The following is a 19,748-nucleotide window of genomic DNA, read 5'->3' on the forward strand; positions in this document are numbered from 1 at the left end:
GGGGCGGCGGCGAGAACGAGGGCGGCGAGCGGTGAGCACGGTGGAGATCTGGGGCGAGACGGCCGACGGTTTCGAACCCGTCCGGGAGGCCTTCGCCCGCAACTTCCGGGACCACGGCGAGCTGGGCGCGGCCTTCGCGCTGTACGCGGACGGCCGCAAGGTGGTCGACCTGTGGGGCGGCGACGCCCGGCCCGAGGTCGGCGCCCGCCCGGCGCCCGCCGTGCCCTGGACGGCCGACACCGCGCAGGTGCTGCGCTCGGTGACCAAGGGGCTGACGGCCGCCGCGGCGATGCTGCTGGTCCAGCGCGGCCTGCTCGACCTGGACGCGCCGGCCGCCTCGTACTGGCCCGAGTTCAAGGCGGCCGGCAAGGACCGGATCCCGGTCCGCTGGCTGCTGTCGCACCAGGCCGGGCTGCCCGTGCTGGACACCCCGCTGCGGGTCGAGGACCTGATCGCCTGGGAGCCCGCGGTGGCGGCCGTCGCCGCCCAGGCACCGGCCTGGGCGCCCGGCACCGCGCACGGCTACCACCCGTACACCTTCGGTTGGCTGGTCGGCGAGCTGGTCCGGCGGGCGGACGGGCGCAGCGTCGGCCACTACTTCGCGGAGGAGATCGCCCGCCCGTTCGGCCTGGACCTGTGGATCGGGCTGCCCGCCGGGGCGGCGCCCCGGGTGGGGCGGCTGGTCGACCTGCCCGCGCCCGAGCAGGCCCGGGTCGGGCCGAACGGCCTGCGGGTGCGGCCCAAGCAGACCGTCCGGGACGCCTACCGCGACCCGACCTCGCTGACCGCGCGGGCCTTCGCCGCCGTCCGGCCGTCCGTGGACCTCAACGACCCGGCGGTGCAGGCAGCCGAGGTGCCCGGGGCGGGCGGCATCGGGACGGCCCGCTCGCTGGCCCGGTTCTACGCCGCGCTGATCGGCGCCGCGGACCGGCACGGCGGGCGGCCCGGGGAGCGGCTGCCCGCGCTGTTCACCCCGCAGGTGCTGGCCGAGGCGGCGGGCCCGGCGGTGGACGGGCCGGACCGGGTGCTGATCATCAACACCGCGTTCGGGCAGGGCTTCTTCCGGCACGGCGGGACGTCGCCGATGTCCTCGCCGGCCGCCTTCGGGCACCCGGGCCGGGGCGGCTCGCTCGGCTTCGCCGACCCCGAGCTCGGCATCGGTTTCGGCTACGTCACCAACGGCATGCAGCCCGGGGTGACCGGGGACATCCGGTCCCGGACGCTGATCGCCGCGGTCCGCTCCTGCCTGACCGGCTGACGGCCGGTTGACGGCCGGGTGGCGACGGGTCAGCCGACGGGGTGGCTGGTCGGTCAGCCGGTCGGGCCGAGCCCGCGTGCGTGCAGCCAGCGCAGCTGACGGCGGGCCTGGGAGGCCATCCCGCCCGCGTGGTCGGCGAACCGCCAGGTCTCGATCTCGCGCTCGCCGCCGTAGCGGTGGTACGTGGCGAACACCGTGGACGGCGGGCAGACCGGGTCCATCAGCCCGACGCTGAACAGCGCCGGTGCGGTGGCCCGGGAGGCGAGGTTGGCCCCGTCGAAGTACGCCAGGGTGCGGAAGGTCCGGTCGACCTGCTCGCGACTGTGTCGGCGCAGGTAGTCGGCGATCTCCGGGTACGGGCCGAGCGCGGTGATCTCCACCGCCCGGCGGAAGTGCTGCAGGAACGGCACGTTGGCCATCGCGCCGGCGACCAGGTCGCCCGCCAGCGCGGCGGCGGCGATCGCGAGGCCGCCGCCCTGGCTGTCCCCGGCGACCACCACCCGCCCGGCGTCCACCGCGTCCAGGCCGCGGACGAAGTCCACGGCCCGGACGGCGTCGCTGTACAGCCGGCGGTAGTAGTAGTGCTCGGGCGCGTCGATGCCCCGGGTCATGAACCCGCCGTACCACTGCGGGGCGTCGCCCTCGTGCCGGTCCGGGGTGTCGTGGCCCTGGCCGCGGGTGTCCATCACGAAGTAGGCGTAGCCGGCCGTGGGGTAGAGCAGCCGCTCCAGCGGCAGGCCCCGGCCCTGGCTGTAGCCGAGGAACTCGACCACGGCCGGCAGCGGCCCCGCGGCGCCGCGCGGCAGCAGCAGCCAGCCCGCCACCGGCTCGCCGCGCCAGCCGGGGAAGCGGACGTCGAACACCTCCACCCCGGTCAGCAGCGAGTCCTCCACCCGGCTGACCCGGGCCCCGCCGTCGTGGGCACGGGCCTCGGCGAGCGTGCCGGCCCAGAAGGCGTCCAGGTCGGCGGGCTCGGTGACGGCCGGCCGGTACTCCAGCAGGTCCTCGTACGGCAGGTCGGTGAGCGGCACGGGGTCTCCTCCGATTCGATCATGCGTCCCGAGGGGAACCGCCGGGCCCGGGCGATGGTTCCGGGTGGCGCCGTGGGCTCAGGCCTGACCGGTCTCGAAGCGGCTGACCTTCCCGCCGTCGACGGTGAAGCGCCAGGCGGTGCGCATCTCGCCCCAGGCGTCGTTGCGGAAGTTCGCCACCAGCGCCAGCCCGCCGTCCTTCTCGGTCTGGACGTCCATGTGGCCCCGGGAGGAGAACACCTCCCGGTCGATCCAGTCGGCGAGGTCACGGTCCGAGCCGTCGTCCGACATGGTGGCGGCCGGGGTGAGGGCGGCGATGAAGGCGTCCCGGTCGCCCGCGTTGATCGCGGCGACCAGGCTGCGGACGGCGGGCTGGGACAGCTTGTCGACGGGGATGGTCATGGGTCTGCGGCTCCTGTTCCGCGGCGCACTCGGCCGCTGCTCTCCAGAGATCACGGCCGGGCCGCGGCCGCGCGCCGCCTGGGCCGTTCGCGGTCGCCCGGCCTGCTCCGGCCCCGGCGGGTCGCCCGGGTCGACCGGGCGGGCCGTGTGCTTGGATCCGCTGAGGGGGATCAGCCCGAGGAAGGGAGGACCGGATGGGGCCGGCCGAACTGCTCGTCCTGACGTTCCCGCAGGCGACCATCACGGCCGAGACCGCCGCGGCGCTCGCGGCCCTGCGCATCGCCGGGGACATCAGGGTGATCGACTCGCTGGTCGTCACCCGGCACGCCGACGGTGCCGCCAGCTACGGCGAGCTCGCCGACTTCGAACACCTGCGGGCGGTGGCCGCGAACGCCGGCGGCGAGCTGCCGCTGATCGGCCCGGAGGACGCCCAGCAGGCCGCCGAACTGCTGGAGCCGGGCTCGGTCGCCCTGCTGGTGCTGATCGAGCACGTCTGGGCGCACGCCGCCGCCGAGGCGCTGCGCGCGGTGGGCGGGCGGATCGCCTCGGGCGTGCGCATCCCGCCGGAGACCATCGAGGAGGCCGTCCGGGCCGCGGCGGCGCGGGTCGCGGCGCAGAGGTGAACAACGGGCGCGGTCCGGCCCCGCGGAGACCGGGGGCGGGCCGCCCACCCCGGAGGAGGACGGCGCCGCGCGGGCGCGCCTCCTCGCGGGGCGAGCCGCCCGCCCCCGGCCGGGTCACCGCCCGAGGGCCCGTGCCTCCTCGTCCGTCAGCAGCCGCGAGCGGACCAGGAAGCGCCGCCCGGTCGGCGCCTCCAGGGAGAAACCGCTGCCGCGGCCGGGCACCACGTCGATGGTCAGGTGGGTGTGCGACCAGTACGCGTACTGGTCACGGGCCATCCAGACCTCGACCGGGGCGAGGCCGTCCACCGCGAGCGCGCCGACCAGGTGGTCGGCGGCGGAGGTGAGGAACTCGCCGGCCGGGTAGCACATCGGGGCCGATCCGTCGCAGCAGCCGCCCGACTGGTGGAACATCAACGGGCCGTGCTCGGCGGCGAGTTCACGCAGCAGGTCGGCCGCGGCCGCGGTCACGGCCACCTGGGAGCGGTCGGCGGCCGGCATCCTAGAAGAAGCCCATCGCCTGCGGCGAGTAGCTGACCAGCAGGTTCTTGGTCTGCTGGTAGTGCTCCAGCAGCATCTTGTGGGTCTCCCGTCCGATGCCCGAGTTCTTGTAGCCGCCGAACGCCGCATGGGCCGGGTACAGGTGGTAGCTGTTGGTCCACACCCGGCCGGCCTGGATCGCGCGCCCGGCCCGGTAGGCGGTGGAGCCGTCCCGCGACCACACGCCCGCGCCGAGTCCGTACAGGGTGTCGTTGGCCGTCTCGATGCCGTCCTCGAAGCCGTCGAAGCGGGCCACCGCGACCACCGGGCCGAAGATCTCCTCCTGGAAGATCCGCATCCGGTTGTGGCCCTCGAAGACCGTCGGGGCCACGTAGTAGCCGCCGGCCAACTCCCCCGGGAGCTCGACCCGTTCGCCGCCGATCAGGACCTTGGCGCCCTCCGCCTGGCCGATCTCGATGTAGGAGAGGATCTTCTCCAGCTGGTCGTTGCTCGCCTGCGCACCGACCATCGTGTCGGTGTCCAGCGGGTTGCCCTGCCGCATCGCCCGGACCCGCTCCAGACCGTCGCCGAGGAAGCCGTCGTAGATGGACGACTCGATCAGCGCCCGGCTCGGACAGGTGCACACCTCGCCCTGGTTCAGGGCGAACATCGCGAAGCCCTCCAGAGCCTTGTCGTAGAAGGCGTCCCGCTGCGCCGCGACGTCGGCGAAGAACAGGTTGGGGCTCTTGCCGCCGAGCTCCAGCGAGACCGGGATCAGGTTGGCGCTGGCGTACTGCATGATCAGCCGGCCGGTGGTGGTCTCGCCGGTGAAGGCGATCTTGCGGATCCGGGGGCTGGAGGCGAGCGGCTTGCCGGCCTCCACCCCGAAGCCGTTGACCACGTTGACCACGCCCGGCGGCAGCAGGTCGGCGGTCAGCTCCATCAGCAGCATGATCGAGGCGGGGGTCTGCTCGGCGGGCTTGAGGACCACCGTGTTGCCGGCCGCGAGGGCCGGGGCGAGCTTCCAGACGGCCATCAGGATCGGGAAGTTCCAGGGGATGATCTGGCCGACCACGCCCAGCGGCTCGTGGAAGTGGTAGGCGACGGTGTCCTCGTCGAGCTGGGACAGCGAGCCCTCCTGGGCGCGCAGCGCGCCCGCGAAGTAGCGTAGGTGGTCCACGGCCAGCGGCAGGTCCGCCGCCAGCGTCTCGCGGACCGGCTTGCCGTTGTCCCAGCTCTCGGCGACGGCCAGGGCCTCCAGGTTCTCCTCCATCCGGTCGGCGAGCCGGAGCAGGACCGCGGCGCGCTCGGCCGGGGAGGTGCGGCCCCAGCCGGGGGCGGCCGCGTGGGCGGCGTCCAGGGCGGCCTCGACGTCCTCGGCGGTGCCGCGGGCCACCTCGCAGAAGACCTGCCCGGTCACCGGGGTGGGGTTCTCGAAGTACTGGCCGCGGGCCGGGGCCCGCCACTCGCCGTCGATCCAGTGTTCGTACCGGCCGCGGAACTCGACCACGGCGCCGGGCTGTCCGGGGGGCTGGTAGACCGTCATGGCGTTCTCCTCGCAACGGCAGGCGCCGCCGCCCCGGGCGGACCCGGGGTCGGCGGCGCGCCGGGCCGCGCGTGCCGGCCCGGGCGGTGGGTGCTGGGAAGGTGAGCCGGAGGGGCCTGGCCCCTCCGGTCCGCACCCTAACCGCCCGGCGCACGGCGTCGCTACGGTGCGTGCGGGACCGGTTACGAGACCCGGTAGCGCCCGGTGTGTCCCTCCCAGCGCAGGTAGCCGGCCAGCCAGGCCGCCAGCCCGTCGGCGTACCGCTGGGCGGCCCCGCGCTGCTCGTGGTCGAGCTCCAACTGGTGGTAGGCGGTCGGAAGTTGCTGGCGGAGCTCGGCGAACCGGTCGACCATCAGCTGGGCCTCCCCGAGGACCACGGCGCAGGCCTCCTCGGCGGAGCAGCTGCGCTCCTGCTGGACGATCAGCACCAGGTTGTAGACGTCCCCGCGGGGCGCCTCCAGCGGGTAGGAGCGGACGTCGTTGCTGAACGAGGGTATGTCGGCGGCCAGTTGGCGGAGCTGGCGGAGGACCGGGTGGTGGAACACGGTCGGCGGGATCTCGAACCGGCCGAGCCGCTCGATCATGTCGAACAGGGTCTCCATCGCGGCCGTCCCCCGACGGAGGACCATGTAGCCCTCGCGGTCAGGGAGTTCGGCGAACGTGCGACCGGCCGACTCGGCCGGGTGGCTGGCGAAGTACCACTCCCAGTTGTAGGAGGCACGGGCCAGCCAGCGGGCAGGCATCGCCTGCCGGCTGCGTCTCCAGATGTCGGCGAACGCCAGCTCGGCGGGGGATCCGGCGGCGGGCTGGGCGCCGTGCAGGACGGAGGTGAGCCGGTCGCAGATCCTCGCCACCTCGGAGGGGTGCTGGCCGAGTTCGGTGTCGAACTGGTCGTCGAAGAGGAAGTAGAAACCGAGCAGGTCGGCGGCCAGGCCGAGTTCCTCGGCCCCGCATTCGGGGTAGCAGATCGAGGCGAGCTCGGCCACGTCCCAGTGCTCGTAGGTCAGCTCACCGGTGCAGGCCGCGAGCCGGCTGTGGCGCTCCAGCCAGAGCCGGTGGTGGGCTGCCGCCCTGGCCTGGTGGGGGCTCCGCCTGTGGGGGAAGGGAAGCTCTAGTGAGGTGCAGTCGGACATCGTTCTCCCGGCGCTGCTGAAGGTCTGTGCTGACGGGCTGCGCGGCCTCGGGGGGCCCGCAAACGCTGAGATCATCTCCGGCGGTGCGGGCCGAAGATTATCTGATCACATCATCAGATGTCAGAGGTACCAGGGCATTTGCCCCTGACACCCGGTCTCAACCCTGTCCGTGGCCTCCGGCCTGCGCGAACGCCGCCCATAGGGGCGCGCGCAGCGCTAATGTCGAAACGGAACCACGGATCGGTGAGGCGGAGGGCGCAACGGTGGCCGGAGATCAGCACGCGCAGGGGGACCAGGACCACGGCCCCGGGGCCGAGGAAGCACTCCACGAGCGCGAGTCCGAGCTCCAGACCGCCGAGCAGGCGGTCGCCCGGCTCTGCCGGGCCTTCGCCAACGGCGGCACCGAGATCGGCGAACTGCTGCTGTACTCCGGCCCGGCCGGCATGGGCAAGACCTCGGTGCTGCACCAGGTCCGCCGACTGGCCAAGCTCCAGCCCGGCTGCACCGTCCTGTTCGCCCGCGGCGGCGAGCGCCAGCGCAACGAACCCTTCCGGGTGCTGCGCCAGTTGCTGCTGCCGGTGCTCGGCGGGCTCACCGAGGCCGAGAGCCGTGAGGTGTTCGGCAACTGGTACGGCATCGTCGGCCCCGCGATCGGCCTCTTCCCGCCCTCCGGTGAGCTGGAGCCGCTCGACCCGCAGGGCGTCCGGGACGGCCTGGACTTCGTCCTCACCCAGCTCGCCCCGCGCCGGGCACCGCTGGTCATGGTCATCGACGACCTGCACTGGGCCGACCTGGAGTCGCTCACCTGGCTCGCCTCCTTCGCCGTCCGCTCCCGGGAGCTTCCCGTCCTGCTGGTCCTCGGCTACCGCGAGGAGTTCGAGGAAGAGGCCCGCGGCCTGGTCCAGCAGATCGAGGGCATCGCCGCCCGTCGACACGAGCTCAACCCGCTCAACCCCGCCTCGGTCACGCACCTGGTGCGTGCCATGTTCGGCGACGACGCCGACGACGCCTTCTCCCGCCAGGTCTGGGCGATCACCGCGGGCACCCCGTACGACATCCACATCCTGCTCCGCGAGGTCCGTGACCAGGGGCTCGACCCGATCGAGGAGAACGCCCCGCGGCTGCGCGACCTGGCCGCCGCGGCCCGCGGGCAGACCCTCCAGTACTGGCTGGAGAAACTCGGCCCGAACACCCTGCGGTTCGCCTGGGCCGCCGCCCTGCTCGGCACCGACATCAAGCAGCAACTGGCCGCCACCATCTCCGCCCAGGGACCGGACCAGGCCGACGAGTCGCTGCGCCGGCTGCGCAAGCACCGGGTGCTCACCAGCAGCCCCAACGGACGGCTGGAGTTCGTCCACCCGCTGATCGGCACGGCCATCTACCTGACCATGCCGCCGGGCACCAAGACCGCCATGCACGGCATCGCCGCGGCCGCCATCGAGAACTCCGGCGGCACCCTGCTCGCCGCCTCCCGGCACCTGCTGGAGACCATCCCCGAGGGCGACTACGCGATCGTCCGAAAGCTGCGCAAGGCCGCCGCCGAACACCTCGCCATCGGCGCCCCCGAAGCCGCCCAGCGCTGCCTGGAACGGGCCCTCGGCGAGCCGCCGGACGAGGCCGACCGGGCCGAGGTCATCTACGAGCTCGGCTGCTCCGCGCTGCTCACCGACCCGGCCTCCACCGTCAACCAACTGGAACTCGCCCTGGAGGTGGAGGACGGCCTGAGCCCCGAGCTGCGCGTCGACGCCACCTTCCGGCTCTCCGAGGTGCTGGCGCACTCCGGCGAACTGGTCCGCGCCGCCCAGGTCTGCCACGACGAGGCCCTGCGCACCCCGCCCGGGCCCGGCCGGCTCCGGCTCCAGGCCGCCCACTTCATGTGGGCCGCGTTCCAGCGCGACGAGGAGGACGGTCCGGACCGCTCCCACCGGCTCGAGGAGCTCTCGCTGACCCTCGGCGAGCGCGACACCGCCGCCGAGCGGGCCGTCCTCGCCATGCGGGCCTGGGACCTCACGCTGCGCGGCAAGCCCGCAGCGGAGGCCGTCGCCCTCGCCGACGAGGCCCTCGACAACGGCCGCCTGCCGGCCGAACTCGGCTGGACCAACACCACCTGGGGCTTCGAACTCCCCGCCCTGGTCGGCCTCACCCTGACCTACACCGACGAGCTCGCCCGCGCCGAGAAGCTCTTCTCCGACGCCGTCCTGGAGTTCGAGATCGCCGGGTGGAGCGGCGCACACCGCGGCTTCGCCTACTTCCTGATGGGCCTGGTCAGGTTCCGCCGCGGCTTCCTGCCGGAGGCGGAGGACTTCCTGCGCCGCGGCCTGAAGATCTCCGAGCGGATCGCCCCCGGCCTGCCGCTGCAGTGGGACATCGTCGGCGTCCTCGCCGACACCCTGCTCGCCCGCGGCCGCACCGCCGAGGCCTGGGAGCTCGCCCAGCGCTACGACTTCCGGCCGCCGTACCACCCCACCGCCATGGTGCTGCCCGACGCGCCCACCCTGTACGGCAAGCTGCTGCTCGCCCGCGGCGACCTGGCGGGCGCCGTCGAGGCGTTCACCGAGGTCGGCGCCAAGCTGGACGAGCGCGGCTGGCACAACACGGTCTGGGCGCCGTGGGCCGGCCACCTCGCCGTGGCGCTCGCGCCGACCGACCCCGACACGGCCCGCAAGCACGCCGAGACCGCGGTCGACCGGGCCCGGAACTTCGGCTCCGCCTCGGCGATCGGCAGCGCCCTGCGGCTCAACGCGATGATCACCGAGGGTCGGCGCTCGGTCGAACTGCTGGAGGAGGCCGTCGCGCAGCTCGGCCAGTCCCCGGCCGGATACGAGCACGCGCACGCCCTGGTCGACCTCGGTGCGGCCCTGCGCCGGGTCGGCCGGCTGACCGCCGCCGGCGAGTACCTCTACCAGGGCATGGAGCTCGCCCAGCACTGCGGCGCGGACGGACTGGTCGCCAAGGCCCGCACCGAGCTCGCCGTCTCCGGCCTGCGGCCCAACCGGCTGCGCACCCTCAGCAAGGACGCGCTCAGCCAGCCCGAGTGGGACGTCGCCCAGCTCGCCGTCCAGGGCGTGCCGCCGCAGCGCATCGCCGAGCAGCTGAACATCCAACTCAGCCTGGTGCACCGCCGCCTGGCCGCCGTCCACCGCAAGGCCGGGGCCGGGCCCGACGGTCTGGCCGCCGCCCTCGGCCTGCCCGACCGGGAGCCCGACGAGGACGACTGAGCCCGTGACCGGGGCGGTCCCGCCATGACCGCCCCGGGGCGAGTGGTTCTCCTCGCGCGCTGATCCGACGGGAATTGTCGGAAAAGCCCTAGGCTGCGGGCAGGAACAAGGCGTGGTCGCCGCGGCCGCCCGGCCCCGGTGACCGGTGAGGAGCAGGCCATGTCGGCGCAGGCCACCGAGGTACGACGCGAGCCCTTCGAACCCAGCGGGGCCGGGGCGGCCATCGAACGCTGGACCCTGAGCTGTGGCCCGGTGCGGGCCAGCGTGCTCAACCTCGGTGCCACCCTGCACACCCTCAGCGCCCCCGACCGCTCCGGCACGCCCGCCCAACTCCTGCTCAGCACCGACGAGTTGGACGCCCTCCTCGGCCCGGCGCGGCACTTCGGCGCCACCGTCGGCCGGTACGCCAACCGGATCGCCGGCAGCCGGGTCACCCTCGACGGCGTCGACCACCCGCTGCTGCCGACCGGGGGTGGCGTCACCCTGCACGGCGGCCCGGACGGCTTCGCCAACCGGATGTGGGAGGCCGAGCGGATCCCCGACGGCGTGCGGCTGCACCTGCACAGCCCCGGCGGTGACCAGGGCTTCCCGGGCAGCCTGGACGTCACCGTCTCCTACACCCTCACCGCCGACGGCCTGACCATCGCGTACCACGCGGTCACCACCCGCCCCACCGTGGTCAACCTGACCAACCACGCCTATTTCAACCTGGCCGGCGAGGGCAGCGGCGACGTCCTCGGCCACCTGCTGACCCTGGACGCCGACCACTACACCCCGGTCGACGACCGGCAGATCCCGTTCGGCCCGTACGAGCCGGTGGCCGGCACCCCGTTCGACTTCACCACCGCACGCCCGGTCGGCAAGGGGATCGACGACGACCACCCGCAGCTGCGCGGCCCGCGCGGCTACGACCACAACTGGGTGCTGCGGGACCGTCCCGCCGACGGCACCCCGGTCCGCGCCGCCCTGCTGGAGGACCCCGGCAGCGGCCGGACGCTGGAGGTGCTCACCACCGAGCCCGGCATCCAGGTCTACACCGCCAACCACTTCGACGGCACGGTCAGCGGCGCCGCCGGTGTCCCGTACCACCGCTACGCGGGCATCGCCCTGGAGACCCAGCACCACCCGGACTCCCCGCACCAGGCCTCGTACCCGTCCACCGTCCTGCGCCCCGGCGAGGAGTTCCGCTCCACCACCGTGCTGCGTCCGGGCACCGCCTGAGCCGCCGGGCCGGACCGGGGCGGCGCCGTATATTGGCCGGGTGGAGAGTTCCGACCCCGGTGTGCACAGAGCGCTCGCGGCCCCCGCGCGGCGGGTGCTGCTGGCGGCGCTGACCGAGGCGGCCGAGCCGCTGGACAGCCGGAGCCTCACCGCGTTGACGGGCCAGCACGTCACCACCGTGCGCCACCACCTGACCGCCCTGGTGGAGGCCGGACTGGTCCGGGTGCACCGGGACGAGAGCGCGGCCGGCCGGGGCAGGCCCCGGCTGCTGTACACCGCGGTGCCGGCCCGGGAGCAGTTGGCCGCCTACCAGGAGCTGGTCGAGGTGCTCGCCCTGGGCTACGGCACCGACCCCGGGGCCAGGTCCGAGCGGGCCGAGCGGGCGGGCCGGGCCTGGGGTGCGGCGGCCCGGCCGCAGGACGAGGTGCCCCTGGTGGCCCGGGTGATGGCGGAGGCGGAGCGCTGGGGCTTCCAGCCGGAGCTGCGGGCCGGCGGCACCGAGGTGGCGCTGCACGGCTGCCCGTTCCTGCGCAACGCCGAGCGTCACCCGGAGGTGGTCTGCGGCGTCCACCAGGGGCTGCTGGACGCGCTGGCGGAGCGGGCCGGGGTGCCCGGCGCGCTCCGCCTGCACCCGTTCGCCGGGCCGCGGGTCTGCACGGTCTCGCTGGTCATGCCCCAGGACTGAGCTCCGCTCAGACCGAGGCCAGCCACAGGTCGGGCCCGAACACCTCGTAGCGGATCGAGGCGGCCGGCACGCCGCGCCGCAGCAGCTCGGTGCGGGCGGAGCGCATGAACGGCAGCGGCCCGCAGAGGTACGCGGTGAGGCCCGCCGGCAGCTCGACCAGGGTGAGGTCGGCCAGGCCGGTCCGGGCGCCGGCGGTCCCGGCCGGCTGCTCGTACCAGCGGTGCAGCTCGCCCTCGGGGAGGGCGCCGACCAGCTCCGCGAGCTGGTCGGCGTGGGCGTGGTCGGCGGGGGAGCGGTCGGCGTGCACGGCGACCACCCGGCGGGTGGAGCCGGTCCGGGCGAGGTGGTCGAGCATGCCGGTGATCGGCGTGCAGCCGATGCCCGCGGAGGCGAGCAGCAGCGGGCCCTCGCCCTCCTCCAGGGTGAGGTCGCCGAACGGGCGGGAGACGGTGAGGCGGTCGCCGGCTGCCAGGTGCTCGTGCAGGTGGCGGGAGACCTCGCCGTCCGGGACGCCCGCCCCGCGCACCCGCTTGACGGTGATCCGCCACTGCTCCGGGTCGGCGGCGGACAGGCTGTACTGGCGTATCTGCCGGGCGCCGTCCGGGAGGTGGACGGCCACGCTGACGTACTGGCCGGGGCGGAAGGCGGGTGCGGCCGAGCCGTCGGCGGGGCGGAGCGTGAAGGAGACCGCGTCGCGGGACTCCTCGCGGCGGGACAGCACGGCCATCTCCTGCCAGACCTGTCCCTCCTCGACGCCGGCCTCGCGGTAGAGGCGGGCCTCCAGGGCGATCAGCTCGCCGGCCATCAGCCAGTAGACCTCGTCCCAGGCGGCGGCGACCTCGGGCGTCACGGCCTCGCCGAGCACCTCGACGATCGCGGCGAACAGGTAGGTGTGGACGATCCCGTACTGCTCGCGGGTGATGCCGAGCGAGGCGTGCTTGTGGGCGATCCGGGCCAGCAGCGGGCCGGCGGCGCCCTCCTGCGGCTGCTGGACCAGCAGCGTGGCGTACCCGGCGATCGCGCCGGCCAGGGCCTGCTGCTGGGCGCCGCCGGCCTGGTTGCCGCGGTTGAACAGGTCGCGCTCCAGCGCGGGGTGGTCGGCGAACATCCGGGCGTAGAAGAGCTTGGTGATCTCTCCGATCGCGGCTCCGACGGCGGGGAGCGTGGCGCGGACGGTCGCGGTCGACTCGGGGGAGAGCACGGGTCCTCCAGGGCATGGCGGGGCGGGGCGGTCCTGCGGCGGTTGCCGCTCTCTCAATATAGAGGACCTTTATCCTTTTAAATCGGCGAGGGGTCGCCCGTGCAGGGCCTTGCCGCAAGGACGTGCAAGGCCCGCAAGGCCCGTGGGGTGGTCGGGGCACGTCGAGGGCTGGCCGAAAGGGGCGAAAGTGGCCTGAAGGTGGCTACCTTGCGGCAACGCGGAGGACACGCGGCTGTAACGATCCCCAGATCTTGCAGAAACTTGCTGCAAGGGGTTTCCGACGCGATTGCATCGCTGTTACGTTCCTGCCCAAGCCCGACGGCCGCAACGGCGCAGTCGGCTGGGACAGCCATTATGCGCGGTCCTCCTCCCTCTCGGGCACCCCCACCTCTTAGGAGTTCTCATGCGGCGTGGCATCGCGGCCTCCGCTCTCGTTGCGGCCCTTGCGGTAACGCTTGCAGCCTGTGGCAGCAGCGGCACCAGTGCGGACGGCAAGTCCTCCGGACCGGTCACCATCACCTACTGGGACACCTCCAACGCCACCAACGAGGCTCCGAACTACCAGGAGCTGGTCAAGAAGTTCGAGGCGGCCAACCCGAACATCAAGGTCAACTTCGAGAACGTCCCGTTCGACCAGGCCCAGAACAAGCTCCAGACCGCAATGGGCGCCAAGGGCGCACCGGACGCCTTCCGCGCCGAGGTCGGCTGGACCCCCGCGTTCGCCAAGGCCGGCTTCCTGGAGCCGCTGGACGGCACCCCCGCGCTGGCCGACGCCGCCGCCTTCCAGCCCAGCCTGATCCAGCAGGCCAAGTTCTCCGGCAAGACCTACGGCGCCCCGCTGGTCACCGACACCCTCGGCCTGCTCTACAACAAGGCGCTGTTCGAGAAGGCCGGCATCACCAAGGCCCCCGCCACCTGGGACGAGCTGAAGGCCGACGCCGCGCTGCTCAAGGACAAGGCCGGCGTCGACGGCTTCTTCATGCGGGCCGGCGACGGCTACTACGCCATGCCGTTCCTGTTCGGCGAGGGCACCGACATGGTGGACGCCAAGAGCAAGAAGATCACCGTCAACTCGCCCGAGGCCGTCAAGGCGATCGAGACGTACAAGTCGCTGTTCACCGCGCCCGGCACCGTCAAGGCGGACGTCACCACCGACTCGTACGCCCACATGATGGACGCCTTCAACAGCGGCAAGGTCGCGATGGTCATCCAGGGTCCCTGGGAGATCACCAACGTCTACAAGGGCTCCGCCTTCGCCGACAAGGCCAACCTCGGCGTCGCCCCGGTCCCGGCCGGCTCCACCGGCAAGGCCGGCGCCCCCACCGGCGGCCACAACGTCTCGGTCTACGCCGGCTCCGACGCCGCGCACAAGGCCGCGGCCGAGAAGCTCGCGGGCTTCCTGACCTCCGCCGAGAGCCAGACCTTCCTCGCGCTGAAGAACTCCACCCTGCCGACCCGCGCCGACGCGTACACCGCCGAGGTCAAGGCCAACGCGGGCATCGCCGGGTTCCAGGCGATCCTCAGCTCCGCCCAGCCGCGCCCCGAGCTGCCCGAGTACAGCTCGCTGTTCGGCCCGGTCGGCACCAACCTCGGCAAGATCGTCCAGGGCCAGTCGGACACCAAGGCCGGCCTGGACGCCACCGTCGTCGACTACGCGAAGCTCCTGCCGGACTTCACCAAGTAGTCCCCCCGGCCGCCCGGCCTGCGACACCGCAGACCGGGCGGCCTCCCGCACGAACAGCAGCAGTCGCCGCAGCGAGGCGGCGGACCTCCCGAAAAGGTGTCAACAATGGCAGTCGCCGTGCAGGGCGCTACCGGCCAGGCCAGCCGAGAGCGCGAGCCGCGCCCCGGTATCGTGCAGCGCCTCAGGATCTCGTACAGCAAGTACTGGTACGCGTACGCGATGATCGCGCCGGTCGTGATCGTGCTCGGCGTCCTGGTGGGCTACCCGCTGGTGCAGGGCCTCTACTACACGCTGACCGACGCCAACAGCCTGAACGTGGGCCGCCAGATCGGCGTCAACCACATCCCGGACAGCTTCACCTTCGTCGGCCTCGACAACTACGCCGACGTGCTGTGGGGCCCGGGGTCCTACGATCGGTTCTGGTCGCACTTCGTGTGGACCGTCGCCTGGACGGCCATCTGCGTCTGCCTGCACTACTCGATCGGTCTCGGCCTCGCCCTGCTGCTCAACCAGAAGCTGCGCGGCCGCGGCCTCTACCGGATGCTGCTCATCCTGCCCTGGGCCGTCCCGACCTTCGTCACCGTCTTCTCCTGGCGCCTGATGCTCGCCGACGGCGGTGCCATCAACGGCATCCTCGGCACCCTCGGCCTGCCGGAGCCCGCCTGGCTCTCCGAGCCGCTGGCCCAGAAGGCCGCCGCGATCATCGTCAACACCTGGGTCGGCGTGCCGTTCATGATGATCTCGCTGCTCGGCGGACTGCAGTCGATCCCCGGCGAGCTCTACGAGGCCGCCGAGATGGACGGCGCCTCCGCCTGGCAGCAGTTCCGGTACGTGACCCTGCCGGGCCTGCGCAACGTCAGCAGCACCGTCGTCCTGCTCGGCGTGATCTGGACCTTCAACCAGTTCGCGGTCATCTTCCTGCTGTTCGGCGCCGGCGCCCCGGACGCCCAGATCCTGGTCACCTGGGCCTACCGCCTGGGCTTCGGCCAGATGCCGCGCGACTACGCGCAGTCCGCCACCTACGGCGTCCTGCTGCTGTCCATCCTGATCGTCTTCACCAGCTTCTACCGCCGCTGGCTGGCCCGCACCGAGCAGGCGAACGGATGACGACCGCTACCGCACCGCAGGCCGGCGACCACCACGAGGCAGGTACCCCGATGACCGTCACCACCGAACGCCCCACCGCCGCGGCCCCCGCCGCCCGCCCGGTCCGGGTCCGCCCGCGCGGCGAGCGCGGCCCGCTGGGCACCGCGCTGCTGCACGCCGGACTCGTCCTGGCCAGCCTGATCGCGCTCTTCCCGGTGGTCTACATCGCGTTCGTCTCGCTCGGTCCCGGCGAGATGGACTACCTGCACCCCGGCGACATCTTCGGCCGGGCCAGTCTGGCGAACTACTCCAAGGTGCTCGGCGACACCGACTTCTTCAGCTGGTTCGGCAACTCGGTCGTCGTGGCCGGCGGCACCACCGTGGTCGGCGTCCTGGTCGCGGCGAGCACCGGCTACGCGGTCTCCCGGATGCGCTTCCCGGGCCACCGCCAGCTGATGTGGACCCTGCTGCTGACCCAGATGTTCCCGATCGCGGTGCTGATCGTCCCGATGTACACGATCCTGTCCAGCCTCCAGCTGCTGGACAGCTACCTCGGTCTGATCCTGGTCTACTCGGGCACCACCGTGCCGTACTGCGCCTGGCTGCTGAAGGGGTACTTCGACACCATCCCGGTGGAGGTCGACGAGGCGGGCCGGGTCGACGGGCTCTCGCCGTTCGGCACCTTCTGGCGGCTGATCATGCCGCTGGCCCGCCCGGGGCTCGCGGTCGCGGCCTTCTACTCCTTCCTCACCGCCTGGGCCGAGGTCGCCTTCGCCTCGACGTTCCTGCTCAGCTCCGGCAAGTACACCCTCGCCGTCGGTCTGCAGACCTTCGTCAGCGAGCACGACCACCAGTGGAACCTGATGGCCGCCGCCGCCGTGCTGATCGCCCTGCCCGCGGCCCTGGTCTTCTACCTCGTCCAGCGCCACCTGGTCACCGGCCTCACCGCCGGTGCCGCCAAGTCCTGACCACCGTCGGGCACGCGCACCACCCCACGCCTGCTGCCGCGCACCGGCCGCCCGCACGGACGGCCGGGACGCTACCTACGTCCTGTGAGGGATGACAGTCCATGACCCAGAACCTGGCCGACACCTCCCGGCCCGCCGCCGCTCCGATCGCTGCGAACGCCGGTGCCTCCAGAGGCTGGTGGCGGGACGCGGTCATCTACCAGGTGTACCCGCGCAGCTTCGCGGACGGCAACGGCGACGGCATGGGAGACCTGCCGGGCATCCGCAGCCGCCTGCCCTACCTGCGGGACCTCGGCGTGGACGCCGTCTGGCTGTCCCCGTTCTACGCCTCGCCGCAGGCCGACGCCGGCTACGACGTCGCCGACTACCGTGCGGTGGACCCGATGTTCGGCACCCTGCTGGACGCCGACGGCCTGATCCGCGACGCCCACCTGCTGGGCCTGCGGATCATCGTCGACCTGGTCCCCAACCACTCCTCCGACCAGCACGAGTGGTTCCAGCGCGCGCTGCGCGAGGGCCCCTCCTCCCCGCTGCGCGAGCGCTACCACTTCCGCCCGGGCAAGGGCGCCGAGGGCGAACTGCCGCCCAACGACTGGGAGTCGATCTTCGGCGGCCCGGCCTGGACCCGCACCGTCGACCCGGACGGCACCCCCGGCGACTGGTACCTGCACCTCTTCGCGCCCGAGCAGCCCGACTTCAACTGGGACAGCCCGGCGGTCGCCGACGAGTTCCGCTCGATCCTGCGGTTCTGGCTGGACATGGGCGTGGACGGCTTCCGGATCGACGTCGCGCACGGCATGGTCAAGGCCCCCGGCCTGCCCGACCTCGGCTCGCACGACCAGCTCAAGCTGCTCGGCAACGACGTGATGCCGTTCTTCGACCAGGACGGAGTCCACGAGATCTACCGCAGCTGGCGCAAGATCCTCGACGAGTACCCCGGCCAGCGGATCGGCGTCGCCGAGGCGTGGACCCCGACCGTCCAGCGCACCGCCAACTACGTCCGCCCGGACGAGCTGCACCAGGCGTTCAACTTCCAGTACCTGGGCACCCACTGGGACGCCGCCGCGCTGCGCGAGGTGGTCGACGTCTCGCTGGACGCGATGCGCCCGGTCGACGCCCCCGCCACCTGGGTGCTCTCCAACCACGATGTCACCCGGCACGCCACCCGCTTCGCCAACCCGCCCGGCGGCACCCAGATCCGCACCGCCGGCGACCGCGCGCTCGGCCTGCGCCGCGCCCGCGCCGCCACCCTGCTGATGCTCGCGCTGCCCGGGTCGGCCTACGTCTACCAGGGCGAGGAGCTCGGTCTGCCGGACGTCACCGACCTGCCCGACGAGGTCCGCCAGGACCCGTCCTTCTTCCGGCAGGCCGGCCAGGACGGCTTCCGCGACGGCTGCCGCGTCCCGATCCCGTGGTCCGGCACCGAGGCGCCGTACGGCTTCGGCCCGACCCCCGGCGGCCCGAGCTGGCTGCCGCAGCCGGCCTCCTGGGCCGAGCTGAGCGTCGAGGTCCAGACCGGCGACCCGACCTCCACCCTGGAGCTGTACCGCTCAGCGCTGGCCGTCCGCCGGGAGCACCCCGCGCTCGGCGCCGGCACCGAGGTCAGCTGGCTGGAGGCCCCCGAGGGCGTGCTGGCCTTCCGCCGGGACAGCGCCGAGGGCTCCTTCGTCTGCACCGTCAACACCACCGCCGAGCCGGTCCGGATGCCCGCCCCCGGCCGGCTGCTGCTCGCCTCCGCGGAGGTGGAGGTGGTGGACGGCGAGGGCGTCCTTCCGACGGACTGTGCCATTTGGTGGGCGGTCTGACGTGGTTGCAATAGGCTCTGGGATCGTGACTACGGCGCGACTCTCAGACATTGCGGCACAGGCGGGGGTCAGCGAGGCGACCGTCAGCCGGGTGCTCAACGGCAAGGCGGGCGTCTCGGCGACCACCCGGCAGACGGTGCTGGCCGCACTCGACGTCCTCGGCTACGAACGGCCGACCCGTCTGCGCCAGCGCAGCGCCGGTCTGATCGGACTGATCACCCCGGAGCTCAGCAACCCGATCTTCCCCGCGCTCGCCCAGGTGATCGAGCAGGTCCTCAGCCGGCACGGCTTCACGCCGGTGCTCTGCACCCAGACGCCGGGCGGCGCCACCGAGGACGAACTGGTCGACATGCTGGTCGAGCGGGGGGTCGCGGGCATCGTCTTCGTCTCCGGCCTGCACGCCGACACCGCCGCCGACCACGACCGGTACGCCCGGCTGACCGGCCGCCAGGTCCCGTACGTCCTGATCAACGGTTACAGCGAGAAGATCGACGCGCCGTTCATCTCGCCGGACGACCGCACCGCGATGTGGATGGCCGTCCAGCACCTCGTCGAGCTCGGGCACGAGCGGATCGGGATGGCGATCGGCCCACGCCGCTACGTCCCGGTGCTGCGCAAGATCGAGGGCTTCACCGCGGCCGTCCAGGAGCTGCTGGGACGCACCGCCGAGCAGGCGCAGGAGCTGATCCAGCACACCCTGTTCAGCGTGGAGGGCGGTGACGCGGCAGCGGGCGCCCTGCTGGACAAGGGCTGCACCGCGATCGTCTGCGGCAGCGACATGATGGCCCTGGGGGCGATCCGGGCGGTGCGCCGGCGCGGCCTGTCGGTGCCGCACGACGTCTCGGTGGTCGGCTTCGACGACTCGCCGCTGATCGCCTTCACCGAGCCGCCGCTGACCACCATCCGCCAGCCGGTCGAGGCGATGGCCACCGCCGCGGTCGACGCCCTGCTGGAGGAGGTCGGCGGGAACCTGGGCCAGCGCACCGAGTACATGTTCCAACCCGAGCTGGTCATGCGCGGCTCCACCGGAGCGGTGTCCAACGGCCGGTAGGCCCGGCCGGGGCCCGTGGTGCCCGAGCGTGCGAACAGCCCCGGAGAGACCCTCTCCGGGGCTGTTGCGCACGTTCTCGTGGGCGGAGGGAGCTCAGCCCTCCTCGACGACCGGCCGTGGCTGGTTCAGTCGCTGCCCGTCGGCCGCGTCGCCGGTCCGCGCCTCGGTGCGCCGGGTGCGGTCGAGGTAGTCCCGAACGACCAACTCGACCGCGTCCTGCGGATTCCTGGTGCCGGACTGCAGCATCACCTCGATGGCCAGATCGGCGTCGAGGGTGATGGTGACCTTCGCCATGGCGTGCTCTCCCGGATCGGTGGGCTCGCCGCAGCATAGGCCCCGTCCCCCGGGTCGGGCCAGGC

17 protein-coding genes are annotated in these 19,748 nt (G+C 73.0%); 10 read left to right on the forward strand and 7 right to left on the reverse strand.

The annotated features are described in order from the left end of the window. The first annotated feature begins 40 nt into the window (after window positions 1–40). Window positions 41–1,258: a serine hydrolase domain-containing protein gene (locus tag ACIOFR_RS23800; RefSeq protein ID WP_401000527.1), complete on the forward strand. Its 1,218-nt coding sequence runs from the start codon at window positions 41–43 to the stop codon at window positions 1,256–1,258. Window positions 1,259–1,311: 53 nt separating this feature from the next. Here the strand turns inward: ACIOFR_RS23800 and ACIOFR_RS23805 are convergent, their stop codons facing one another. Together ACIOFR_RS23805 and ACIOFR_RS23810 are read right to left on the reverse strand one after the other, a co-directional pair. Then, the gene (locus ACIOFR_RS23805) at window positions 1,312–2,289 is read right to left on the reverse strand and encodes an acetylxylan esterase (protein WP_401000449.1); all 978 of its coding nucleotides are present in this window, start codon (window positions 2,287–2,289) and stop codon (window positions 1,312–1,314) included. A gap of 78 nt (window positions 2,290–2,367) precedes the next feature. Next, window positions 2,368–2,691, reverse strand: coding sequence for a nuclear transport factor 2 family protein (locus ACIOFR_RS23810; RefSeq protein WP_401000451.1), 324 nt, complete (start codon window positions 2,689–2,691; stop codon window positions 2,368–2,370). Between the two features lie 194 nt (window positions 2,692–2,885). Between ACIOFR_RS23810 and ACIOFR_RS23815 the strand changes: the two genes are divergently transcribed. Continuing rightward, complete coding sequence (locus ACIOFR_RS23815; protein ID WP_401000453.1) at window positions 2,886–3,314, forward strand: DUF6325 family protein; 429 nt, start codon at window positions 2,886–2,888, stop codon at window positions 3,312–3,314. Window positions 3,315–3,428: 114 nt separating this feature from the next. Here ACIOFR_RS23815 and ACIOFR_RS23820 read toward each other — a convergent pair whose 3' ends face one another. The 3 genes from ACIOFR_RS23820 to ACIOFR_RS23830 all read right to left on the reverse strand — a co-directional run bounded on the left by ACIOFR_RS23820 (window position 3,429) and on the right by ACIOFR_RS23830 (window position 6,470). Continuing rightward, window positions 3,429–3,812, reverse strand: coding sequence for a DUF779 domain-containing protein (locus ACIOFR_RS23820; protein ID WP_401000455.1), 384 nt, complete (start codon window positions 3,810–3,812; stop codon window positions 3,429–3,431). 1 nt (window position 3,813) lies between these two features. Further along, window positions 3,814–5,337, reverse strand: a complete 1,524-nt coding sequence (locus ACIOFR_RS23825) for an aldehyde dehydrogenase family protein (protein WP_401000457.1) — start codon at window positions 5,335–5,337, stop codon at window positions 3,814–3,816. A gap of 182 nt (window positions 5,338–5,519) precedes the next feature. Beyond that, window positions 5,520–6,470 carry a hypothetical protein gene (locus ACIOFR_RS23830; RefSeq protein WP_401000459.1) on the reverse strand — a complete coding sequence of 317 codons (951 nt, stop codon included), beginning with the start codon at window positions 6,468–6,470 and terminating at the stop codon, window positions 5,520–5,522. A gap of 263 nt (window positions 6,471–6,733) precedes the next feature. Here ACIOFR_RS23830 and ACIOFR_RS23835 point away from each other — a divergent pair, with 263 nt between their 5' ends. From ACIOFR_RS23835 to ACIOFR_RS23845, 3 genes are all read left to right on the forward strand, one after another. Then, a complete protein-coding gene (locus ACIOFR_RS23835; RefSeq protein ID WP_401000461.1) occupies window positions 6,734–9,688 on the forward strand; it encodes an ATP-binding protein in 2,955 nt (984 codons plus the stop codon). Between the two features lie 159 nt (window positions 9,689–9,847). Then, window positions 9,848–10,909 carry an aldose epimerase family protein gene (locus ACIOFR_RS23840; protein WP_401000463.1) on the forward strand — a complete coding sequence of 354 codons (1,062 nt, stop codon included), beginning with the start codon at window positions 9,848–9,850 and terminating at the stop codon, window positions 10,907–10,909. 40 nt (window positions 10,910–10,949) lie between these two features. Then, window positions 10,950–11,594: a helix-turn-helix transcriptional regulator gene (locus tag ACIOFR_RS23845; RefSeq protein WP_401000465.1), complete on the forward strand. Its 645-nt coding sequence runs from the start codon at window positions 10,950–10,952 to the stop codon at window positions 11,592–11,594. A 7-nt stretch (window positions 11,595–11,601) separates the two neighbouring features. On the opposite strand, the gene ACIOFR_RS23850 is transcribed toward ACIOFR_RS23845, so the two are convergent. Continuing rightward, window positions 11,602–12,795, reverse strand: a complete 1,194-nt coding sequence (locus tag ACIOFR_RS23850; RefSeq protein ID WP_401000467.1) for a globin domain-containing protein — start codon at window positions 12,793–12,795, stop codon at window positions 11,602–11,604. A 403-nt stretch (window positions 12,796–13,198) separates the two neighbouring features. Between ACIOFR_RS23850 and ACIOFR_RS23855 the strand changes: the two genes are divergently transcribed. From ACIOFR_RS23855 to ACIOFR_RS23875, 5 genes are all read left to right on the forward strand, one after another. Beyond that, on the forward strand, window positions 13,199–14,479 hold the full coding sequence (locus ACIOFR_RS23855; protein WP_401000469.1) for an extracellular solute-binding protein: 1,281 nt from the start codon (window positions 13,199–13,201) through the stop codon (window positions 14,477–14,479). A gap of 105 nt (window positions 14,480–14,584) precedes the next feature. Continuing rightward, window positions 14,585–15,586 (forward strand): carbohydrate ABC transporter permease, encoded by a 1,002-nt coding sequence (locus ACIOFR_RS23860; RefSeq protein WP_401000471.1) that lies wholly within the window; start codon window positions 14,585–14,587, stop codon window positions 15,584–15,586. Between the two features lie 50 nt (window positions 15,587–15,636). Then, on the forward strand, window positions 15,637–16,533 hold the full coding sequence (locus tag ACIOFR_RS23865) for a sugar ABC transporter permease (protein WP_401000529.1): 897 nt from the start codon (window positions 15,637–15,639) through the stop codon (window positions 16,531–16,533). Window positions 16,534–16,634: 101 nt separating this feature from the next. Continuing rightward, window positions 16,635–18,338, forward strand: a complete 1,704-nt coding sequence (locus tag ACIOFR_RS23870) for a glycoside hydrolase family 13 protein (protein ID WP_401000473.1) — start codon at window positions 16,635–16,637, stop codon at window positions 18,336–18,338. A 25-nt stretch (window positions 18,339–18,363) separates the two neighbouring features. Next, window positions 18,364–19,389: a LacI family DNA-binding transcriptional regulator gene (locus tag ACIOFR_RS23875; RefSeq protein WP_401000475.1), complete on the forward strand. Its 1,026-nt coding sequence runs from the start codon at window positions 18,364–18,366 to the stop codon at window positions 19,387–19,389. Between the two features lie 93 nt (window positions 19,390–19,482). On the opposite strand, the gene ACIOFR_RS23880 is transcribed toward ACIOFR_RS23875, so the two are convergent. Beyond that, window positions 19,483–19,683, reverse strand: coding sequence for a hypothetical protein (locus ACIOFR_RS23880; RefSeq protein WP_401000477.1), 201 nt, complete (start codon window positions 19,681–19,683; stop codon window positions 19,483–19,485). Window positions 19,684–19,748 lie beyond the last annotated feature (65 nt).

Origin of the sequence: Kitasatospora sp. NPDC088346 (assembly GCF_044740765.1) — a bacterium.
GTDB lineage: Bacteria > Actinomycetota > Actinomycetes > Streptomycetales > Streptomycetaceae > Kitasatospora.